This is a genomic window from Nannocystis exedens (genome assembly GCF_002343915.1).
Lineage (GTDB): Bacteria > Myxococcota_A > Polyangia > Nannocystales > Nannocystaceae > Nannocystis > Nannocystis exedens.
Genome location: NZ_NETK01000001.1, coordinates 2387908 through 2409917 on the forward strand (window position 1 = coordinate 2387908; position 22010 = coordinate 2409917).

Here is a 22010-nt window from a genome sequence, read left to right on the forward strand (position 1 = left end):
AAGAGCTCCGCCGCGAGCGCCCTGCCTGCGAACGGGTCGGCGTCCTCGACTGCGGCGATTCGGCGCGCCTCTGGCGTGCTCGGCCGGGCTCGCCCGCCTCCCCGTCGCGGCGGCGGACCGCGGACTCGATCGGTCCGCCGCAATCGTCGGTTCGCAGGCGTGGATCGCTCGAACGACGCGGTCACCACAACGACGCACGCTCTCGCGCGCGGATATTCAGCCTGGCTTGATCCGCGCCAGACCACGGTCGCGCGCTACAAACCCGGCATGCCTCAGTTCATCCTTGAAGATTTCAACCTCGAAAACGCCGAGCGGCGCCTCTGCATCGAAGCGCTCGAGCGGGCCGGCAACATCGTCGGCGCCGCCAAACTCCTCGGTATCACCCGTCACGCCATGAAGCGCCGCATCATCAAGCTGCGGCTCAACTGGACCCGAGGCGCCGCCCCGCCGCGAACTCCGTCGTCGGGGTCGACCGGACCCTCGTGAGCTCGACGCGGCCGAATGCGCGCACGCGTGGTCGCGCGCGTCGTTCGTCCGCGTCGGTGCCGGAGCGCGAGGTCGCGCGCGCACTCGCAGCGCGCACGCCGACGACCTCGCCGGAGCGGCGCTGGCCCTGCGCGCGCTGGACGAACCGGACCCGCGCGAATCCGCGGTTCGCGTCGCGGTCGCGGGCCGAATGGCCCAGGTCGATCTCGACGAGCTCGAAGCGCCAGTGCGGCGATCGGCGTCGGGGCTGGATCGCGGTCGATCTCGGCGGGCGCCGGAAAGTCGTTGTGATGACATGCCCCCAAGGACAGGCCAGCGGCCGAGCGAACAGCTCCTGCCCGTCGTCGCGGTCGAGGGCCAACGCGGCGTGTCGCCGCTCGACGCGGACGCAACTGCGGGCGCCGGCGGGGAGGTCGAACTCGGCCGCCGCGGCCGACGACGGCGCGAACTCGATCGGCGCGCCGAAGCTCGGCGTCGGCGGTGTGTTGCAGTCCTCGCTGCCCCCATGAAGCGGCCGCCCGCGGTGGAATGAGCTCGTGTCGATGTGCCCGCCGCCCGCTTCGAAGCGCGGCGTCGCCTCGCCCGGCTCGCACTCGCCGGCCGCGTCGCGTCGTCGATCACGTGGACCGGCAGCGTCACGCGGTCCTGCACCTCGCGGAATGCGGGGAGTCGCCCGCGGCCAATCGCACGACCGCTCGCGCCGGTCGGCGATGCCGACGAGACCCTCTCGTCGCACGTTGACTCCAGCGTACACTTCCGCGAGGCGCGGTGAGTTAGCGCTCGCAGGCAGACGACTTCTCCGCCGGAGCGGGCCGCCGGCTGGCATATTCTCGCCGCCGGGGTGCGAGGCCCCGGTCGCCATTGCGAGGCTCGACAGACCGGTCGACGGCAGCGTTCTCGCCGTCGACCCATGACGAGGATTGTTTATCGATGTTGACATTATTGCGAAGCCTGGCGGGGGCCGCCGCGACGTCGCTCGTCGTCGGCGCCTGCTTCAATCCCAGCGGACAGACCACCGACGCGACGGCCGACCCCACCGCGCCGACCGACTCGACCGCCGCGACCGGCCCCGCGAGCGCGACGGACAGCGACCCGACGGCCGCGCCGGCCACCGCGACGAGCGAGCCGACCACCACGACGACCGACCCCACCACCCAGACCACGGCCGTCGACACCGGCGACGGCCCGTGCCCGGCCTGCCAGGCGCCGACGCCCTATTGCGCCGGGGGCGGCTGCGTCGGCTGCCAGGACCTCGCCGCGCACGGCCTCGCCTGCGCCGACCTCGACCCCGCCAAGCCGCACTGCGACGCCGGCGGCGAGTGTGTCGCCTGCGCCGTCGACGACCACTGCGGCGTCCCGCTGCACTGCGACCCCGAGCAAAACACCTGCGTCACCTGCGTCGAGGACGCGCACTGCGGCGACACCTTGACCTGCGCCGACGGTCAGTGCGTCGGCTGCACCGTCGACACCCAGTGCCCCGCGATCCAGCCGATCTGCGATCCGCGCACCCAGACCTGCCGCGGGTGCCGGGACCACGGCGAGTGCCCCGACACCGCCTGCGAGCTCGACGTGGGCGCCTGCTTCCCGCAGCTCGCGACCGGCCGCTGGTACGTCGATCCCGGGGTCCCGTGCGCCGAGGGAGACAAGTGCGTCCTCGGCAACGAGTGCTGCTCCGTCGAACAGGCGGTAGAGCGCGCCGTCGCCGACCCGAAGCCGTTCCAGATCGTCTACATCAAGCCCGGCGTGCAGGCCCGGCCGGTCCACGTCGCGGTCTCCGGCAAGCGCATCGCCCTGCTCGGCGAGCCCGGCGTGGTGTTCACCGTCCCGACCGCCGACGCCGTGTTCCGCGTCGCCGACGACGTCAACCTCCAGCCGATCGACAGCAAGCTGTACGTCTCGCGGCTGTACGTCACCAAGGGCATGCCCCCCAGCGTCGCCAGCTGCGGCGACGGCGGCCAGGTCTGGCTCGACGAGGTCAACGTCTTCGACGTCCCCGGCGCCGCCCTGCACGCCGTCCGTTGCCAGCTCACCGTCCGGCGCTCGAGCTTCCGGCTCGTCAACGCCGGCGCCACCTCCGACATCGGCGGGATCGTCGGCGCCGAGAACAGCATCTTCGGCGACACCCTCACCGGCGCCCCGCTGCAGTCGCTCGGCGGCGGCAAGCTCCGCCTCCTCTACACCACCGTCGTCGACAAGGGCGCCAGCGGCAAGGGCGTGCTGAACTGCCTCGACCCCGCGTCGGTGACGATCCGCAACTCGATCCTCGCCGGCGTCGGCGGCGAGATCCAGTGCCCCGACGTCGAGCTGACGATCGCCGACACCGTCACCACCGCGGCCGGCCTCGACGGCCCGAACATCACCACGATCGGCGTCGACAGCCTCGCGTCCATCTTCGCCGACTACGCCGGCGGCAGCTACCACCTCGGGCCCGGCGCCGCCCTGCTCGACCACTCCGCCGTGTGGCAGATCGGCGACCCGACGGTCGACATCGACGGCGAGCCGCGCACCGCGGTCGAGGGCGCCCCCGACTTCGCCGGCGCCGATCGCCCCTGAGGCCGCATGGTCCACCGGGCATGCCCGAACGGGCATGCTCGCGAGGACATGTTGACGAAGACATGTCCTCCCGGCCGCGCGCCGTCTCTCCGGGCGCGCGCCCCTCGGTTCGCGCCCGCCGCCGGCGACGCCCCGCGCCCGGGGCCGCCTGCCGCTTCCCGATTGACAGACGGACCGATCACCCGCACAGCATGGGCCCATGCCCGAAGCTCGCCCGCCGCTGCCACCGTTCACCGAGGAGACCGCCCGCCAGAAGGTCCGCGCGGCCGAGGACGCGTGGAACACCCGCGACCCCGACCGCGTCGTGCTGGCCTACTCCGAGGACACCCGCTGGCGCAACCGCGCCGAGTTCCCGGTCGGCCGCGAGGAGGTGCGCCGGTTCCTCCAGCGCAAGTGGGCCCGGGAGCTCGACTACCGCCTGATCAAGGAGCTGTGGACCTTTGGCGGGGCCCGCATCGCCGTGCGCTTCGCCTACGAATGGCACGACGACTCCGCGCAATGGTTCCGCAGCTACGGCAACGAGAACTGGGAGTTCGACGCGAACGGGCTGATGGTGCGCCGCTACGCCAGCATCAACGACCTGCCGATCGCCCCCGCCGACCGCAAGTATCACTGGCCGCTCGGACGCCGGCCCGACGACCACCCGGGCCTGAGCGAGCTCGGGTTGTGACCTCGCGGCAATCTGTCCCTCGGGACATCTCGTGATTCGCCGCGCGTACGGCCGGCTCAGCGGTCCGATGGTCTGCAGCCGCGAGCGGGCGGCCGTCGCGCGCGAACGCGGAGGGAACCCCGCTTGAGCCGGTCTTGATCCGGCGCGAGCGACGGGGCCGTCGGGCGGCCCCCGCGCGTGCGCGTGCGACCGGGGGCGGACGGCGATACACCCGACGTCGAGCGCCGAGGGCGGCGAGATTTACCGTTATTTTAGGGTGCGAGTCCGGCCGGGCGCTCGGTATTGTTGGGGTGGTCTCGTGTCCACGCTCCGCGCGACAGAACCGTCCTGCTCCGTGTTCACGGAGCTCGAACGCGTCTCCCCGTTCCTGTTCTCCCTGCTCGAGAACAGCCCGGATTATGTGACGATGATCTCGCCCGAGGGGATCATTCGCTTCATCAACCGCACGCACCCGCGGTACGCGATGATCGGCTTGATCGGGCGCAGCGTGTTCTCGTACCTCGCGCCGGAGTCGCAGGAGGTGGCCCGCGCCTGTTTTCGCCGGGTCGTCGAGACCGGCGAGCCCGGCTTCTTCGAGGCGCTGGCCCGCGTCACGCCGGGCGAGCCGAGGCGCTACGCGACCCGCGTCGGGCCGGTGCAGCGCAACGGGCGGGTCGTCGCCCTCACGCTCATCGCCAGCGACGTCACCGAGCGGGTGGCGATGGAGCAGCGGCTGCGCGAGCAGCGGGACACCCTCGAGTTCGCCGCCGCCGCCACCGGCCTCGGGCTGTGGCACCTCGACGTGCGCACGCGCGAGCTCGTGTGGGACGACGAGATGATCCGGATCCACGGCCGCGGCCTCGCGCCCACCGACTACACCGGGGTGCTCGAGTGCATCCACCCCGACGACCGCGCGCGCGTCGACGCCAACGTCCATGGCAGCCTGACCAGCGGCACCTTCCAGGACATCGAGTACCGCGTCGTGCGGCCCGACGGCGGCCTCGTGTGGGTCCTCGCCCGCGGCAAGGCGCTGCGCGACGAGGACGGCCGGGTCACGCGGCTGCTCGGCGGCGTGCTCGACATCAGCGAGCGCAAGCGCAACGAGGAGGCCCTACGGGTCAGCGAGGAGCGCTACCGGACCTCGATCGCCGCGCTCGAGGAGGGCATCGTCCTGCAGAGCCGCGACGGCACGATCCACACCTGCAACGCCAGCGCCGAGCGCCTGCTCGGGCTGACGAAGGACCAGATGCTGGGCCGGACCTCCCTCGATCCGCGCTGGCGCACGATCCACGAGGACGGCTCGCCGTTCCCGGGCGACACCCACCCCTCGAGCACCACCCTCGCCTCGGGCGAGCCGCAGTCGGGGGTGATCATGGGCGTCCACAAGCCCGACGGCCAGCTCACCTGGATCTCCGTCAACTCGCGGCCGCTCTACCTCGCCGGTCCGCAGCAGCCCAGCGCCGTCGTCACCTCGTTCTTCGACATCACCGCGCGCAAGCACGCCGAGGCGGAGAACGAGCGGCTGCTGCGGGTCGAGCGCGCGGCTCGCCGGCGCGCCGTCCTGCTGTCCGAGACGAGCAAGCTCCTCGCCGCCTCGCTCGACGTCATCGCCTCGCTCGACGAGGTCGTCCGCCACTTCGTGCCGGAGGCCGCCGACCTGGCCGTCGTCGAGCTGCTCGACGAGCACGGCAAGTTCGGCCCGGCGCACCCCGTCGCCATCGCCGGCGACGACGCCGAGCTCGAGGCGCGCTACCACGAGCTGTCGCGCCGGCTGGGCGAGGGCCACGGCGAGCTGCTCGGGCTCGTGCGCCACGGCGAGGTCCGGTTCACCGTGGTGGAGATCGACGGCGAGACGCCGGTGCTGCCGGGCGTGCCGAAAGGCGAGCGCCTGGCCGAGCGGCTGCGCTACCGCTCGACCGTGCTGGTGCCGCTGACGGCCCGCACGGAGCGGCTCGGCGTCCTCCTCCTCGGCGCGCGCACGCGGGCCTTCGACGCCGACGACCTCGCCCTGGCCGAGGAGCTGGGGCTGCGGATCGCCCAGGCCCTCGACGTCGCGCGGCTCTACGGCGAGATGCAGATCGCGCTGCACAAGCGCGACGAGTTCATCGCCGTCGCCTCGCACGAGCTGCGCACCCCGCTGACCCCGCTGATGCTGCAGCTCGGGCGGCTCGAGCAGCTGTGCCGGGGCCGCAGCGAGCTGGCGACCAGCGTCGCCGCGCCGAAGATCCACCGGGTCGTGCGCCAGACCGAGCGGTTGCACCGGCTGATCGAGGAGCTGCTCGACGTCTCGCAGATCACCAGCGGGCGCTTCAGCCTCGAGCCCGAGGCCCTCGACCTGGTGGCGCTGGTGCGCGAGACCATCGACGGCTTCGCCGAACGGCTCGAGCGGGCCGGCTGCGCGCTCCGGCTCGAGATGCCGGCGCGGGTCGAGGGGCGCTGGGATCGCGCCCGCCTCGAGCAGATCGTCAGCAACCTGCTGGCCAACGCGATGAAGTACGGCGCCGGCAAGCCGATCGACATCGGCCTCACGGCCAAGCCCGACAGCGTCCTCCTGTCGGTGCGCGACCGCGGGATCGGCATCTCGCCCAAGGATCAGGCCCGCGTGTTCCAGCGCTTCGAGCGCGCGGTGTCCGAGCGCCACTACGGCGGCTTCGGCCTCGGCCTGTGGGTCACCCGCCACGTCGCCGAGGCCATGGGCGGCTCCGTCAGCGTCGAGAGCGCCCCCGACGTCGGCTCGACCTTCCGCGTCAACCTGCCGCGCCAGGCCCCGACCGCCGCCGTCGCCCAGCCGGTCGCGCCGCCCCCGCCGTGAATCATCGCATGTCCTCGGGGACAGGCATTGACCATCGCCGTCGGGAATCATCGCATGTTCTTTCAGACATGTGACGATCGGCGCGCCCGGCTGCGCCGGAATCGCGGCATGTCCCTCGAGACATAGGACGCTCGACACCCTGCCGGCGTCGCGCCGCGCGAATCACTCGACCGGCCGCTCGCGCGACCACAGCACCAGCGCGGCCGAGGCGGCCAGCGCCGCGATCGCGCCGGCGCGGCCGGCCCCGGGCAGCGGGAACAGCAGCCGGATCGCCCCGTAGAGCGCGAGGTACAGCGCCAGCCCGTCGCGGACCACGTGGCCGAGCGCGCGGACCAGGGCCTGCCGCGGCGTGGCCGGGTCGTCGCCGGCGGCGGCCGCCGTGCGGCCCCAGAAGCCCAGCGGGCGGGCGCGGCGGTAGAACGCGAGCCGCGCCGCCGGATCGCCCGGCGAGGTGCAGAGCGCCACGATCGTCGTGACCGCCGTCGACGCCGCCGCCATCACCGCCAGGCGCCAGTGCGCGTCGTCGGACCCGGCGAGCAGCGCCGGCGCCAGCACCAGGCTGACGGCGATCGCCGCGAACTCGCACCACAGGTTGATGCGCTCCCACAGCCAGCGCAGGATCAGCACCGCGCCGATCCCGGCCCCGAACAGCAGGCTGACGTGCCAGGCCGCCTGGATCGACCCGATCCGCGCCGCCAGGATCAGCGCCACCAGCAGGAGCGCCACGTTGGCCAGGCGCGCCACCCACACCAGCTCGCGGCCCGATGGTTTGCGCTTCCGCAGCGCCTCGCACCACAGCCGGCCGTAGACGTCGTGACTCCAGTAGCTCGCGCCCCAGTTGAGGTGCGTGTCGATCGTCGACGCCAGCGCCGCCAGCATCGCCACCAGCATCAGCCCGCGCGCGCCCGGCGACAGCAGCAGGTCGATGCCCTGCACGAACGTCTGCTCGCGCGCGGCGACGTCGACCGGACCTGGCCCCGGGGGCAGGAGCACGAGCAGCCCGAGCGCGGTGATCACCCACGGCACGCTGCGGATCACGATCTGCAGCCACGCGAACACCCGCCCCGCGCGGCGGGCCTCGACCTCGTCGCTGCAGGCCATGCAGCGCTGGGCCAGGTAGCCGGTGCCGTCGGCGCTGGCCTGGAACAGCCACGGCAGCACCAGCACCACCAGCAGCGCCGGGCCGGCCTGGTCACCTGGCCAAAGAGACAGCCACTGACTCGCCTGCGCCTCGCCGTGGCGGGCCACCAGCGCGGCGGTGATGTCCGCGGGGCCGCCCACCGCCGCCAGCACCGCCCCGGCGTACAGCGCCGTGCCGACCAGCATGATCGCGAGCTGGACGACGTCGGTCGCGACCACCGCGCGCAGGCCTCCCGTCAGCGAGTACATCGCCGTGAACCCGAGCAGGGCCACGAGGCTGAGCAGCGCGTCGGCGCCGGCGACGTCGGGCGCGACCCCGCCGATGGCGACGAACTGCCCGCCGAACGCGCGCACGAGCGCGAGCACCGGCGAGAACCACGCCTCGGGCAGCCACGCGTGCCACGGCAGGAACACCTCGGTGAAGCGCACCGCGCCGACGACGACCATCGCCAGGGCCGCGCCGTTCAGGACCCCGCCGTAGTAGAGCGCCTTGCATGCGCGCAGCGCCAGCGCCCCGCGGCCGCCGTAGCGCAGCTCGACCAGCTCGGCGTCGGTCAGCACCTGCGCGCGCCGCCACGGCCCCGCGAACACGTACGCCAGCAGCAGGAACGACAGCCCGTAGATCCACAGCAGCCACAGCCGCGACAGCCCGCCGGCCGCGACCAGCCCGGTGACCAAAAGCGGCGTGTCGGCGGCGAACTGGGTCGCCGCCATGCTCGCGCCCGCTTGCCAGCCGCGCAGGGTGCGACCGGCGAGGAAGAACTCGCCGAGATCGCGCGAGGCCAGCCGCCGCGCCCGCAGGCCCGCGCTCACCGAGTAGGCGACGAACGCGAGGACGAGGACGAGGTCGAGCACGCGCGCGAGGTTTGGTCCGGGCCGCCCGCGCGAGCAAGTCGCTGCGCGCTGGGGTCGCCGGGCCGCGCGATTGCGTTACAGTCCCCCGCGCCCATGACCGACGCCGCCGAGACCCCGCAGGCCGAGCTCGTGCGCCTGCGCCGACGGGTCGCCGAGCTCGAGGCCGAGGCCCTGGCCCTGCGCGCCTCCGAGGCCGAGCTGCGGGCCATGTTCTCGGCGATGACCGACGCCGTGCTGATCGTCGACCGCGACGGCCGCTACCTGCGCCTGCCGGAGACCGCCCCCGGCGCCCGCTACAAGCCCGCCCCCGAGTTCCTCGGCAAGACCATGCACGACGTCCTGCCCCCCGGCCACGCCGACGCCTTCGTCGCCGACATCCGCCGCGCGCTCGCCGAGGACCGCGTCGTCAACAGCGTCTACAGCCGCACGATCCGCGGCGAGGAGCTGTGGTTCAGCGCCAACGCCTCGCCGCTGACCGCCGACACCGTCGTCGTCGTGGTCCGCGAGATCACCGACGAGGTCCGCCACGAGCAGGCCCTGCGCGACAACCTGCGCCAGCAAGAGCGCCTGCGCGAGCACGAGGCGGCCCTGCTGCAGCTGTCGACGCCGCTGATCCCGATCCGCGACGACGTCCTCGTCATGCCGCTGATCGGCCGGCTCGACGCGACCCGCCTGGGACACGCGCAGGCCACCCTCCTGCAGGGCGTCGCGGCCGCGCGCGCGCGCGTCGCGATCGTCGACGTCACCGGCGTCGGCGAGCTCGACGTCGCCGCCGCCGCGAAACTATCAAAGGCGGCGCAGGCCGTCCGCCTGCTCGGCGCCCGCGTCGTGCTGACCGGCGTCCGCCCCGAGGTCGCCGCCGCGCTGGCCGCGTCGGCGGGCGAGCTGGCCGGCATCACCGTGCGCGCGAGCCTCAAGGACGCCGTCGGCGAGGCCATCGGCGACGGACCGCGCGCGTTTTGAGGCGCCTGGATCGCTTCGCCGACCGACGAGCCGCCGGCACCACCCCGGATCGCCCGACGCGCACGAACGGCTCGCGTCCATTCATCCCATGTCCTTCGGGACATATCGCAGCACGGCAAGGGCGATCCATACGAGCGCAGCCACCACGCCGTCTCGCCGGCCCCGTCGTCGGCGATCTGCACCCCCGCGGCGGCGACCCGCCCGAGCGGCGAGACCGCCAGCGCCGTGGTCGCCTCGAACAGGCCGTCGTCCTCGACGCTCCACACCAGCTCGAACCCGGCGTCGTAGCGGTCGAGGCGCATCCGGTTGCCGAGGCCGAGGGTGAACTCGTTGGCGAGGGCGAACACGTCGCCCGCGGGCGTCGTGGCGAGCGCGACGCTCCTCGTCATCCTCGGCGGACAGGTCGTGGAGCCGCGTCGCCTCCTCCTCGCCGCCGGCGCCGAGGCGCACCAGCAGGCTGTCCTCGTCCTCGCCGCCGCCGACGCTCACCTGCCCTCCGGGCCAGGTCGCCCACCCGGGCCGCCGCTCCGGCCAGTTCCAGGCGCGACGGGCACGCCTGACGCCGTCTCCCGGGCCCGGCGGCCCTATCCCCCCGGCCCGTGGCCGCCGCGATCGCTCGCCACAACTGTCTTCATGGACATGTCCTCTTCGACATGCCATTCGCCCGCTGACGCGTGGGCAGGGCCTGCCTCGGTACGAGCGCACCCACCACGAGGGGCTCGCCGCGACCCCGCCTCACGCGTGGGCGAGGAAGTGGCGCAGCTGGATGTCGGCGTCGTCGACCGCGCGGTGGGGCAGGTCGACGCGGAAGCTGCGGCCGCGGGCCTCGAACCACGACGATGCGCACACCGCCTTGAAGCCGAACGGGTTCTCGCCGAGGAAGGTCCAGGCGTACCAGACGATCCACGGCCAGTCGAACGCGGCCGGGCGGGCGATGAAGCCGGCCCGACGCTCGCGGTGCGGCAGGGTCCAGGCGGCGAACCTGCGCATCGCCTCCGCGGGCGCGAGGCCCGAGCTGCGGGCCCGCGCGAACGAGCCGCGGCTCGTGATCACCTCGTCCGAGAGCGGCGTGATCAGCACCTCGAAGCGATCGATCACCCCGCGCTCGGCCGAGCCGACCACCGCGCCGAGCTCGGTCAGCGAGTGACGCCCGAGGATCGGCCCCGACGTCTCGACGTCGACCATGATCCACAGCTTGTCGCGGCTCATCGCGGCCTCCGCTCGCGTGGCGCGCCGATCGCCGCGCGACCGAGCGCGTACGGCAAGAGGCGGGCGATGTTCCGCGCGTCGTCGATCCCGCGGTGGTGCGTGCCGGTCGGCTTCAGCCCCACGCGCCGCAGCGCGCCGTAGGTGCCGCTCTGGCCCTCGCCCGCGGCCCGGGCGAACGCCTCCTTCAGGTTCAGGTGGCGCGGCCCCAGCGGCGAGCGGATGCCGGCGCGCCGGGCGTCGCGCTCGAGCTGGTTGCGGTCGTAGCCGCCCCACGAGCAGAACAGCGCGCCCTGCCCGAACGCGGCCAGCTTGGGCGCGACGAAGCGGAACGTCGGCGCGCGGGCCACGTCGGCCTGGGTGATCGTCGTCAGCTCGGTGCAGAACGGCGACAGCCGCGGGTGGACGACGGGGCGGACGAAGGACTGGAACTCGGCGATCGGCTCCAGCGTGGCGCCGTCGACCAGGACGGCGCCGATCTCGATGATCTCGCTCTCCTCGCGCGGCAGGGCCCCGAGGTCGTCGCAGGTCGCCTCGAGGTCGACGACGAGGTAGCGGGCAATGGCTTCAGACATGGTCGTTGGAGCTGCTCAAACGGCAAAGCTTCCTTTCGCGGCCAGGTATAGTGCGGGCGTGGCCGACGAGGGCGGACAAGATTCCGGACACGCCGCGGGCTTCACCTGGGGCGACCTGCTGGCGGCGCTGATCGAGCAGCACGGCACGCTCGCCGCGGTCGCGTGGAAGCTGATCGAGCAGGCCCCCGGCGACGACGTGGCCTCGATCGAGCGCGCGCTGCGACGGCTGCGGCGCCGCGGGCAGCTCGACGGCGGGGTGTGGGGCCAGCGGCTCCTGCGGGTGTTCGGCGTGCCCGCGCCGGTCGAGTCGCGCGTGCGCTGGATGGGCCTCTATCACAGCCCGTTCGGCGACCTGCCGCTGCCGCTGTGCCGCGACCAGCTGCGGCTGTGGGACCGGCCGCCGGTGTCGACCTCGCGCGCGCGCGTGTGGCTGCACCTCGGCCACGCGAGCTGCGCGCTGCGGGCGCGCATGCTCGCGGAGGCGGAGGCGCAGCTGGCGCGGGCCACCGCCGCGCTGGCCGGCCTCGCCGATCACGACGACGCCCGCGTCGAGCTCGCGCTGGTCCAGGCCTACGCGGCCAGCCAGCGCGGCCAGCCGGTGCTCGCCGCCCTCGACGCCATCGAGCGCACGCTCGCCGCGGCCGCGCTGGAGCCCGCCGACGCCGCCTGCTTCCGCGCGCGCCTCGTCGACCAGCGCGCCTATCAATTGAACCGCGCCGGCGAGCACGCCGCCGCGCTGGCGCTGTTCGAGTCGCTGCCCGCGAGCGACGTCCACCCGTTCGCCAGCTATCGCCGCGACGCCGGCCTCGCCTTCGGCTGCCTCCGCGCCGGCCGCCCCGACGAGGCCCTGCGCCTGGCCCTGCGAGCCTGCGAGCACGCCGGCGACGGCGGCTACACCCGCCTGCGGGCGATGGGCCTGCTGCTGGTCGCCCGCATCCAGGGCCAGCCCGACGGCGACGTCGCCCGCGCGCGTGCCCTCGCGATCGCCCGCCGCCTCGACGACCACGAGCTGCTGGCCCGCGTCGACCGCCAGGCGCGCCGCGGCAGCGACGCTCAGCACTCGTGAGCGCTGCCTCGCTTCGGCCCCGCGCGGCGCCGTGAAACCGCGAGAGGGCCGCGAATTCACGCGTCCGCAGCGGTTTCACGGGCCCGTGGAGCTCGTCGTTGCGTGTGCTCACCGGCACCCGGGGCGCTCGCGCTGCCCTCGCCGCGCCCGCCTCGTGATCCGCGGGCGCGGCAGACGACACTCACCCCCCGACTGCAACGTACGGGGGGCGAAGGCCCGCCCGCACGCCCCGAAGCTCCGTCGCTTCGCCGCGCTCGCGCCGTCGCATGGGATCGCCGCGCCGGCGAGCACCGCGAAGTCGTCCGCCCGCGCACGACCGCGTGCGGACGGCGGAGCGCCGCTGAATCATCACACCACCGCCCTTGACCCGGATGCTTATGACGCACTCGAAGATCTGCTCGCTCGCCCTGCTCGCCGGCCTCGCCGTCGCCGCCGCCCCCGTCACGGCCCTCGCCGACGCCCCCAGCGCCCTCGAATACTGGTGGAGCGACTCCTACAACGACGTGTACTTCGCCCGCCCGCACAACACCTATGGCGACACCGAAAAATACCCCAACCTCGACTTTGCCCTGTGGGACGGCTTCTACGCGCTCGAGCTCGACATTCATGAATACAAGCAGGTCGGCGGGGTCAAGCAGTTCCCGGTCAAGCACGACTTCTTGGACAGCGACACCGGAAACAACTGTCGCTGGGGCCAGGGCGGCTACCTGCGCGACTGTCTGCACGACATCCGCAACTGGAGCGACTACAACCCCGGCCACCTGCCGATCACGGTGCAGATCGATCTCAAGGCGATCAGCCCCTACGCCTGGGGCGACGCGCAGTACGACGAATTGCACGCGCAGGTGGCCGAGGTGCTCGGCAGCAAGCTGTACCGGCCCAACGAGCTGCGCGCCTGGACCGGCTACGACAGCCTGCGCCAGGGCGTTTACTTCCAGGGCTGGCCGTCCCTCAGCGCGCTGCAGGGCAAGGTCATCGTCCTCATCATGGGCGGGCCGACGGGCGACAAGAACGACTATCAGGAGAACTACGTCCGCCGGTACCATTACAACGCCAACTTCTTCGTCTGTCCCAACGCCGACAGCCCGGCCGACTTCGACTGGTGGGGCAACGCCAACGACTTCGACGAGTACGACACCAACAAGTGGGTGATCTGCGGCAACGTCGGCTCGCCCGCCGGCTGGGACAGCATCGCCGCCCGCGCCGACGCCAACCGCCAGCTGCTGAACCTGTGGAGCAACGACTACGAGTACGACGAGTTCTGGCGCATGTACCTCGCGATCGGCTGGGGCGCGTCGATGATCAGCCGCGACAGCGCCGACACCTTCGACGACAAGCTCCCGCTGGTCGGCCTGCGCGGCTCGGTGCCGGTCCAGTTCCAGATGGTCAACGACGCCAGCAGCAAGTGCGTCGACGTGTGGAACGGCGCCTACTCCAACGGCACCGACATCATCCAGTGGTCGTGCAATGGCGACCCCAACCAGGCGTGGATCTACACCGGCGCGGGCCAGCTGCGCTCGGCCGGCAACACCGCCTATTGCTACGACATCGAGGGCGGCAACGGCAACCTCGGCGACCGCCACCACATCTGGAAGTGCGACGGCGGCGAGAGCGAGAAGTGGCGCCTCGACAAGAACGGCTCGTTCCGCGGCATGAAGGGCCGCTGCATGGACGTGCCCAACAGCAGCGCCGCCGACGGGGTGCAGCTGTGGCACTACGACTGCAACGACACGGGCGCCCAGCGCTTCCAGCTGAACTGGTGGTGACGCGCGGACGCGGGCCCGGAGCGTCGGCATCGGGCCCGCGGCGGCCGCCCGTCAGTTGTCGTGCTCGCCGACCGTCAGCGCGAGGTCGACGCCGTCGACGCCGGCGTTGTACATGCGCTCGATCGTGACGGTCCAGGGCCCGGTGCCGCCGGCGGGCACGACGAGGTCGACGCGCTGGAAGTTGTTCTCCGGGACATACTCGCTCCAGCTGCCGTACCCCGGTCGCGACACGGTCAGCTTGAGTCGCTGGCTCAGCGTCGGCAGGTTGAGCCCGAACGGATCGAGGGTCTGGAAGGACGCCCACTCGCCGTCGGCCAGCCACGCGATCGCCACGGTATAGCGTTTGCCCGCCTGCAGCGTGTAGGTCTCGACGATCTTCTCCTGCGCGTCGAAGAAGTCGTCGTTGCCGCCGTTCCACACCTTGCCGGAGCGGTAGAAGTACGTATCGAGGTAGTCGATGCGCCCGGCGCCGTCGCGCGCTGCGTTGATCGAGCTGAAGCCGGGCCCGTACTTGACGTTGTGGGCGCCCGCGATCATGTACGCCTTGACCGCCTGCGGCTGGTTGCGGAAAAACGCGGAGCCGCTCATGAGATCGGCGGCGAAACCGGCGGCGAGCGGCGCGGACAGGCTCGTCCCGCCGGTCGTCACGTCCGGCCCCAGCGTGAGGTTGGTGCCGGGCGCGAGGATCTCGGGCTTCTCGAGCCCGGTGGTCGGGTTGAGGAACGTCGACGGCTCGACCATGTCCTCGAGGTAATGGTCGTAGCGTCCGACGCCGATCACGTTGTAGGCCCGCGCCGGCATGAAGACGCGGACCGCCTCATCGTTGCCCGCATAGGAGAAGTGAGCGATCCGCGAGGTGCGGATGTAGTCGTCCCACTCCGCCATGCAGTGGCCGAGGCCGTTGTAACTGCCGTTGGTGTCGTCGTTGTTGACGAAGCTCCACGCCTGCGCGCCGACGTACACGGGCGGCGACGTCTGCGCGGTGACGGCGCTGTGCAGCATGCAGTCCTCCAAGGTCGTGGTGGTGTGATAGATCGTGGCGTCGGGCGCGGCCGCGTGGGCGCACATGGCGACGAGCGTCGCGTGCTCCAACCCGCGCGGCGCGCCCATGCAGTTGCCCTGCGGGTCCACGCCGCACGAGCAGGCGTTGCCCGAACACGTCTTGAACAGCAGCGTGCCGGTGCACTGGCCGGAGCAGCACTCTTCGTCGTAACGGCACGAGCCGCCGTTGAGCACCGGCTGCCAGTGGCCGGTCGAGAGGTACTCGATGTCGGCGTCCATCAGCTCGGGCCGGTACGGCCAGGGCGCGAAGCCCTCGTTGTGCCAGATGCCGATCCCCTGCCCGCGCATGTCGTACGCGTGCGCGAAGTCGATGATGCCCATCCGCTCCAGCGCGCCGTCCTCGCCTTCATCGAGGGCGTTGCCGTTGAGGTTGCCGTCGTGCGTATTGTTGCGCAGACCGGTGTGCTGCTGCCCGTCGTCGGCCAGGCGAGCCCACTCGAGCCGGCCGTCGAGCGCGCGCAGCAGCGCCTGCGCGCGCTCCCGCGGCAGCCGCACGCGGAACCAGGTGTCGCCGCGCTCGACCACCGCGTCCTCGACCCCGCCGTCGGCGATCGCGGCGGCGACCAGACGTCGACGGGCCTCGAACTGACGCGTCAGACCGGCGTCGATCGCCCGGCGATCGGCGTCGGTGCGGGCCCGCAGCCGCTCCTCGTCGACCGGCTGGCCGTCGAGCGTGTAGCGCGGCAGGCCGTCGGCGACGTCGATGGTGGCCGTCATCGGCGGCAGCTCCGGCGGAGCGAACCGCGGCACGTCGACGCGCAGGTCGAGCTCGATGACGGCGCCGTCGCGGCCCTCATCGAGCGCGGCTTGCAGGCGGGCGTCGACGACGGGACGCGAGAGCCGCTCGCTCTCGGGTCGCGCGGCGATGGCGGGCGATTCAGCGTCGGAATCGACGCACGCCGCCGGACAGAGGAACGCGAGGATAAGCGATGCGTTGGTAGTCTTGAGCATATGCTCGTCCAGTGATCGCCGGGCTGCCGACGATCGCTGGCGAGAATTAAAAAACAGCGAGGGCTGCGCCCCCCATGAGCACGACGCCGGCGGTCCGCATCTTGAAGTTCGGGGCGAGCGGTCGCAGACCTGGTTGCTCGCCGGTGACGAATGGCGCGAACCCGAGCTCCCCAAATGTGATCGAGCAGAGCTCGGGAGCCCCGCCCTCTCGACCGACGAGAAGATCACGGAAATGCCCGGCCCGCATGGGCCGCGTTCGCCTCGGCAGATCGAAACGCCGGGCAGGTGCGAGCGGCTCGATGTTCACGCAACGCAATCGAGCTCACCCGAGCGAAACGCGGCCGTCGGCTCACAGCTCGAAGCGCGCGAGGAACAGATCGAGGGAGCCGAGGTAAGGCGTGAGGCCCCAGCCGAGGTCGATCGGCTCCTCATACCAGCCGGTCACGACCAGCGCGCCCTGCGGGTCGCTCGCCGCCCTGTACGAGAACGCCCCGCCGCCGCCGAACGCCCGGTGGCCGATGTACGTACCATCGCCGGCGAGCCGGGCCGCGAAGCCCCGCTCTGTCGGACCGCCCTGCAGCGGCACGCCGGCGAGCTCGGCGTCGCCCTCGAAGTTGCCGGTCAGCGCGATCGTGCCGGTGTCGTCGATCGCCAGCCCCATGAGCTCCACGGTCCCCTGTTTGCCGTGGATCGTGGTCCAGAGCTGCTGGCCGTCGGCGTCGAACTGGCTGATCAACGACGAGTTGTCGAGCAGGCCGCCGAGGAACGGCAGGGCCGCGTCGCCGAACACTTGATCTTCGTAATAGACGCCGGTGACGACCGGGCGGCCGTCAGGGTCGAACTTGACGTTCGTCAGCCGCAGGGCGCCGATCTGGTGCGGGAAGGTGCGGCTCCACCGGTGCTGGCCCGCGAGGTCGAACGCGGCGAGGAAGGTGCCGCCCGGCAGCGGACCGCCCCCGAAGTCGATCGTGCCCTCGGGCGTGTCGCCCGCGGCGATGATCGTGCCGCTGTCGTCGACGTCGAGCGCGACCACGTAGTCCAGGTGGTCGGTGCCGAAGCTGGCGCTCCACACGTGGTCGCCGTCGGGGGTGAACGTCGCCAGCGCGAAGTCCTCGTCGGCGGCGAACAGGTCGGCGCCGCCGAAGTTGACGGTGCCGTAGAGCCCCCACCCCGTGACGATCTCGTCGCCCGGACCGATCGCCACCGGGTTGCCGCTCCACTGATTGCCGTGGTGGGTAAAGCAGCGGCTCCACAAGTGATTGCCGGCAACGTCGTACTTGGCGAGCAGCAGGTCCATCTCGTCCCCGCCCGACAGCGGCCCGCCGCCCCAGTCGGCCGCGCCGTCGCAGTAGCCGGTGACGACGATGTTGTCCTGGCTGTCGATCGCTACGGCGGAGATCCGCTGGTGCTTGTCGTCGCCGATCCGCTTGACCCACAGCAGTTCGCCGCCCGGGCTGAACTTGGCGAGGATCGCGTCGAGCAACCCCTGGCCCGCCAGCGGCCCGCACGCGAAGTCGAGGTCGGCCTCGCTCTCGGCCCCCAGGACGACCGCGCCGGTGCTGTCGATCGCCACGCTCGATCCGGCGTCGTAGCCCGTGCTGCCCGCCGCCAGCCCCCACTCGCTCGCCGGCCCGCCGAGCGTCAGGCCGTCGCAATTCTCGTCGATGTCCGGCGTGGGGCAAGCCTCGATCGTCGGCGTCACCTCGCCCTCGCACGGCCCCCAGCTCATGCCGTCCTCGGCGCAGGTCTGCTGCCCCGCCTTGCATGCGCCGACCCCCAGCGTCCCGGGCGGGCCCGAGTACGGGCAGACGAGCGTCGCCCCCGGCTCGCACATGATTCCCGCGGTCGTCCCGTCGCTCGAGCTGCTCGATTCGGTCGTGTCGGTCGTCGTGGTGGTCGTGTCGGTGGAACCGCTGGTCGTGTCGACCGTGCCGGTCGTGTCGACCGTGCCGGTCGTGTCGACCGTGTCCGTCGTGTCGACGGTGTCCGTCGTGTCGACCGTGTCCGTCGTGTCGACCGGGCCGGTCGTGTCGACCGTGCCGGTGGTCGTGTCCTCACCCAGACCGGTGGTAGGCGTGGTGGGGTCCACGGGCGGATCACCGGTCGAGGTCGTCGGCGCCGTGGCTGTGGGTTCGTCCGTCGTCGTCCCGGTCGTCGCCGAGCCGTCGGTCTCCATCGCCGGGCCGGGCTCCGCGGGGCAGCCGGCGAGCAGCAGGGGCAGCAGCGTAGAGAGGTAAATCCAACGAAGATCCAGGGTGGTGTTGTTCATGACGTTTGAAGTCGTGCGACTGGCCGCAGAAGGCCCAACTCTGTTGGCCGCGGCGCGCCCCGCCCGTGGGTGGGCACGTTGTGGGCAGTCTCACTGGCGACGAATTGTCGGGTAAGGGACATGATGATGGCGTGGCTTGATTCCGAGCGCTTCACGGACGATTGCCAGCAAGAACACGCGAAGCGACCCGAGACGGCCTGACGTGACGAGGCGCGGAGGTTTCGCAAGGGACGGGTGACCGTCCACGGTAGATCAATTGCACCCCTGGCCCGATCATCGCGCGCAGATCGTGGCGCCGACCGCGCCCCATCGTTTCGAGGCAACAGCGAGTGGAGACGCCCGCCGAGCACCCGGCGCGGAGCCGGTGGTCGAGGACCTCGCCGCTCCGGGGCACCTGCGGGGACACGGGGCCACTGGGGGCCCGCTCCCGGAGCGTGACGCTCTCGCGCGGTTGTTCGCAGCGCTCGCGGGAGCGACGGCATTCGGCGAGGGCGCTACGCCTGCGACGTCGACGAGCTGGGCGTCCCTTACCGGCCGACGGGTCGGCTCGTACGGCGTCACAATCAGGCCAGCAGCTCGCTGTACTCGCCCTCGTCGAGCCCCTTGCGGCCGAACTCGGTGATCGGCGCCCCGGCGTCGCCGCTGCAGCCGACGGCGTTGAGCAGCGTGACCAGCAGGCGGTTGTGCGGGTAGCGCAGGTCCCACGGATCTTGCCCGGCGACGAGGTCGATGTAGTGCCCCTGCTTGAGGTAGCCGCCGGCGCTGCCGGCGATCACCGTCGGCAGGTCGACGTAGGAGTGGATCTTGCCGTCGGACAGCTCGTGCATCCACACCACCGCCGAGCGGTCGAGCACCGTGCCGTCGCCCTCCTCGTAGGCCGACAGGCGATCGAGCAGGTACCCGAACTGCGACGCGTGCCAGCGATCGATCTGCGACAGCATCTCGCGGTACCCGACCACCTCCTCGCCGCTGTCGTCGTCCTTGGTGTTGCCGTGCGACAGCTTGTGGTGGTTGTATTCGTGGTCCATCCCGTCCCACTGGTAGATCGGGCCGCCCGAGCCCGAGGCCCACTGGATCGTCGCCACGTTCGTCGCCCCGCACGCGATCGCCATCGCCAGCACGTCGAGCTGCATGCGGCCGATCGCCTTGAACTGCGCGTCGAGCAGCACCGAGTCGGGGTCGACGGCCTCGAGCTCGGCCGCGCGTGCCGGGTCGAGGGCGCAGGCGACCAAACCGTTGCCGGCCATCTCGACCTCGAGGTCGCGGATCGAGTCGGCGTGCATCTCGAGCTTCATCGCGTCGGCGTGGCCGAGCCCTCTTGCCTTGAGCGCCTTGAACTCGTCCTCGACCAGGTCGAGCACGCTCTGCCGTCGCGTGGCGATCCGCAGCTTCTCCAGCTCGGACAGCCCGCCCAGGCCCATGAGGTCCTGGTACGTCAGCCACGGGTTGCCCTCGGGCGTCACCGGCATGCCGCTGCCCGCGTACGAGATGTGGCCGAGGTGGTCGGGGTGCCGCCACCCGACCGAGAGCGTCAGCGACGGTCGCCCGCCCTGATTGAGCTGCGCCGCCGCGAATTGATCGACGGAGATGCCGGTCGCATACAGCGTGTCCGGATCGAGCGGCTGCGCGGTGAGCTTGTGACCCATGCCCATGGCGTGGTCGTTGCCCGCGGTGCCGGGATCGTGCCCCCACCCCTTCGGCACCATGTGCAGACCTCGCGGAATCAGCAGCCTGTCGCGATATGCGGCCAGCGGCTCCAGCGCCGACCCCTTCAGCGATTCCATGGTCAGCGGGCCGGGCGTCTGCGGAAAGAATGTCTCCATGTTGACGCCGTTGCAGGTGAAGAACACGACGAGCCGCCTGTTACCGGGCTCAGCCGCTCGCGCCGTGCCCCGCCGCCCGACCAGCGATTCGAGCAACGGCAACGCGACCGCGACCCCGCCCGCGCCTCGCAAGAACATCCGTCGCCTCATCCTGCTCGCTCCCGTCCGCGCGGAAGGTTCGAATCGCGCCACCGGCGATGCCCCGATGCCGCGCCGATCCGTCGCGCCGCGAAGAAGCACCAATTTGCCACATTCGCCGGCCGAGACCACGAATTCGCGTTCGCCCGACGTCACGCTCTCCCGCCCGACGGATGCCCGCCGACCTGGCCAAGGACCGGGCTGTTGACCGTCGTTCACCCGCTGTCGCTCTCCAACGGTCGCGCAGACTGCCCGCGACGGCCTCACCGCGACGTTCTCATGTCCTTGAAGACATATGATGGGACTCTCACCGCCCGTGCCCGCCTACGAACAATCCGTACCCACCAACCGCGTCCATGACGCGCGAAAATCACCAGACTCCCAGCGCGAGCCGGAGAGCGACAAGGGGTCACGATACGCCCCGCGCCCCGGAGTTCTGCTGTGAACACCCCGGCCGGGCTCATCCGTGAGCTCGCCGCTCACTCGGCTTCTCGTGCGCCGGAAAACGGCTCAGCCCGGCGCTCGCAAGCCATGGCCCAGCCCGGTCCATCGCCGCGCGGTCGCTTCGCAGATACCCAGCCGGCGACCGTCGCGTTACCCTCGCGCGCCGTGTCCCTCGCCCGCCGGCTCCTCGCCCTCTCGCTCGCCCTGATCGCCTGCCAGACCGTCGGGCCGCAGTCCATGAAGTACGGCCGCGGGCAATACAACCAGACCGTGCAGCGGACCGACGCCGAGCAATTGCTGCTGAACCTGGTCCGCCTGCGCTACCGCGACCCGCCGCTGTTCCTCGAGGTGACCAGCATCGCCACCAGCCTGTCGCTCGAGCTCGGCACCGGGGTCTCGGGCAACGCCGGCGGCATCAACACCGTGACCCCGAGCGGCAGCGTGCTCTACACCGAGCGGCCCACGATCACCTACGCCCCGCTGCACGGCAGCCGGTTCGGGCAGCTCTTCATGACCCCGATCGAGCCGCGGGTCCTGCTGCTGCTCTACCACTCGGGCTGGGCGATCGACCGGATCTTGAAGGTGTTCGTCCAGCGCATCGGCCCGCTGCCCAACGCCCCGCGCGCGTCGGGGCCGACGCCGGACAACGCGCCGCAGTACGAGGACTTCTTCCGCGCCTGCGAGATCTTGCGCAACCTGTGGCGCGACGGTCACCTCGAGTTCGGCGAGACTCGCCGCGGCGACGTCCCGGTCCTCGTCATTCACATCGACCCGTCGCGCGCCGAGGACCCGCAGGTCGCCGAGCTGGCCCGCGTGCTCGGCCTGCCGCAACCGACCACGACGCTGCTGTTCGGCGCGACGCTGCGCTCGAACGATCCGTCGCTGGTGCCGCTCGTGACCCGGTCGCTCCTCGCCGCGATGTACTACGCCTCGCAGGGCGTCGACCCGCCCGAGCTCGACCTCCGCCGCGGCAAGGTCACGCGGACCCAGGGGGCCGACGGCGCCGCCTTCGACTGGACCCGCGTCACCGGCAAGATCATGCGGGTCCATCACGCCGATCGCCGCCCCTCCGACGCGTTCGTCGCGGTGTCGTACCGCGGGCGCTGGTGGTACATCGACGACACCGACCTCGACTCGAAGTCGACGTTCTCGTTCCTCAGCCAGACGGTCGAGCTGCTGTCGACCGACGTCAGGACCTCGGCCCCGGTGATGACGCTGCCGATCAGCGCGGGCTGACGGTGCAGGGGCGTCG

14 protein-coding genes are annotated in these 22010 nt (G+C 71.8%); 8 read left to right on the forward strand and 6 right to left on the reverse strand.

What is annotated here, in order from left to right:
• Window positions 1–159: 159 nt before the first annotated feature.
• The 4 genes from NAEX_RS49895 to NAEX_RS09315 all read left to right on the forward strand — a co-directional run bounded on the left by NAEX_RS49895 (window position 160) and on the right by NAEX_RS09315 (window position 6500).
• Window positions 160–486: a helix-turn-helix domain-containing protein gene (locus tag NAEX_RS49895; RefSeq protein WP_170135585.1), complete on the forward strand. Its 327-nt coding sequence runs from the start codon at window positions 160–162 to the stop codon at window positions 484–486.
• Between the two features lie 930 nt (window positions 487–1416).
• Window positions 1417–3039 carry a hypothetical protein gene (locus tag NAEX_RS09305; protein ID WP_143141263.1) on the forward strand — a complete coding sequence of 541 codons (1623 nt, stop codon included), beginning with the start codon at window positions 1417–1419 and terminating at the stop codon, window positions 3037–3039.
• A 199-nt stretch (window positions 3040–3238) separates the two neighbouring features.
• Window positions 3239–3709, forward strand: a complete 471-nt coding sequence (locus NAEX_RS09310; RefSeq protein WP_096327150.1) for a nuclear transport factor 2 family protein — start codon at window positions 3239–3241, stop codon at window positions 3707–3709.
• 334 nt (window positions 3710–4043) lie between these two features.
• Window positions 4044–6500 carry a PAS domain S-box protein gene (locus NAEX_RS09315; RefSeq protein ID WP_096327151.1) on the forward strand — a complete coding sequence of 819 codons (2457 nt, stop codon included), beginning with the start codon at window positions 4044–4046 and terminating at the stop codon, window positions 6498–6500.
• Between the two features lie 162 nt (window positions 6501–6662).
• Here the strand turns inward: NAEX_RS09315 and NAEX_RS09320 are convergent, their stop codons facing one another.
• Entirely contained in the window at window positions 6663–8495 is a 1833-nt protein-coding gene (locus NAEX_RS09320) for a sodium:solute symporter family transporter (RefSeq protein WP_096327152.1), read from the reverse strand.
• A gap of 93 nt (window positions 8496–8588) precedes the next feature.
• Between NAEX_RS09320 and NAEX_RS09325 the strand changes: the two genes are divergently transcribed.
• A complete protein-coding gene (locus NAEX_RS09325) occupies window positions 8589–9458 on the forward strand; it encodes a PAS domain-containing protein (RefSeq protein WP_096327153.1) in 870 nt (289 codons plus the stop codon).
• Window positions 9459–10193: 735 nt separating this feature from the next.
• On the opposite strand, the gene NAEX_RS09330 is transcribed toward NAEX_RS09325, so the two are convergent.
• Both NAEX_RS09330 and NAEX_RS09335 read right to left on the reverse strand, forming a co-directional pair.
• On the reverse strand, window positions 10194–10667 hold the full coding sequence (locus NAEX_RS09330) for a 3'-5' exonuclease family protein (protein ID WP_096327154.1): 474 nt from the start codon (window positions 10665–10667) through the stop codon (window positions 10194–10196).
• Entirely contained in the window at window positions 10664–11239 is a 576-nt protein-coding gene (locus NAEX_RS09335) for a 3'-5' exonuclease (protein ID WP_096327155.1), read from the reverse strand. The genes NAEX_RS09330 and NAEX_RS09335 overlap by 4 nt, the downstream gene beginning before the upstream one ends.
• Before the next feature lie 58 nt (window positions 11240–11297).
• Between NAEX_RS09335 and NAEX_RS09340 the strand changes: the two genes are divergently transcribed.
• Both NAEX_RS09340 and NAEX_RS09345 read left to right on the forward strand, forming a co-directional pair.
• Window positions 11298–12305 carry a hypothetical protein gene (locus NAEX_RS09340; protein WP_096327156.1) on the forward strand — a complete coding sequence of 336 codons (1008 nt, stop codon included), beginning with the start codon at window positions 11298–11300 and terminating at the stop codon, window positions 12303–12305.
• Between the two features lie 371 nt (window positions 12306–12676).
• Window positions 12677–14071, forward strand: a complete 1395-nt coding sequence (locus tag NAEX_RS09345) for a Ca2+-dependent phosphoinositide-specific phospholipase C (RefSeq protein ID WP_096327157.1) — start codon at window positions 12677–12679, stop codon at window positions 14069–14071.
• A 51-nt stretch (window positions 14072–14122) separates the two neighbouring features.
• On the opposite strand, the gene NAEX_RS09350 is transcribed toward NAEX_RS09345, so the two are convergent.
• The 3 genes from NAEX_RS09350 to NAEX_RS09365 form a co-directional block, all read right to left on the reverse strand.
• Window positions 14123–16084 (reverse strand): S8 family serine peptidase, encoded by a 1962-nt coding sequence (locus NAEX_RS09350; RefSeq protein ID WP_096327158.1) that lies wholly within the window; start codon window positions 16082–16084, stop codon window positions 14123–14125.
• A gap of 349 nt (window positions 16085–16433) precedes the next feature.
• Window positions 16434–18353, reverse strand: a complete 1920-nt coding sequence (locus NAEX_RS09360; RefSeq protein WP_096327160.1) for a hypothetical protein — start codon at window positions 18351–18353, stop codon at window positions 16434–16436.
• A gap of 563 nt (window positions 18354–18916) precedes the next feature.
• A complete protein-coding gene (locus NAEX_RS09365; RefSeq protein ID WP_245913653.1) occupies window positions 18917–20203 on the reverse strand; it encodes a DUF1552 domain-containing protein in 1287 nt (428 codons plus the stop codon).
• Between the two features lie 720 nt (window positions 20204–20923).
• On the opposite strand from NAEX_RS09365, the gene NAEX_RS09370 reads away from it, so the two are divergent.
• A complete protein-coding gene (locus NAEX_RS09370; protein WP_096327162.1) occupies window positions 20924–21994 on the forward strand; it encodes a hypothetical protein in 1071 nt (356 codons plus the stop codon).
• The last annotated feature ends 16 nt before the right edge of the window (window positions 21995–22010 follow it).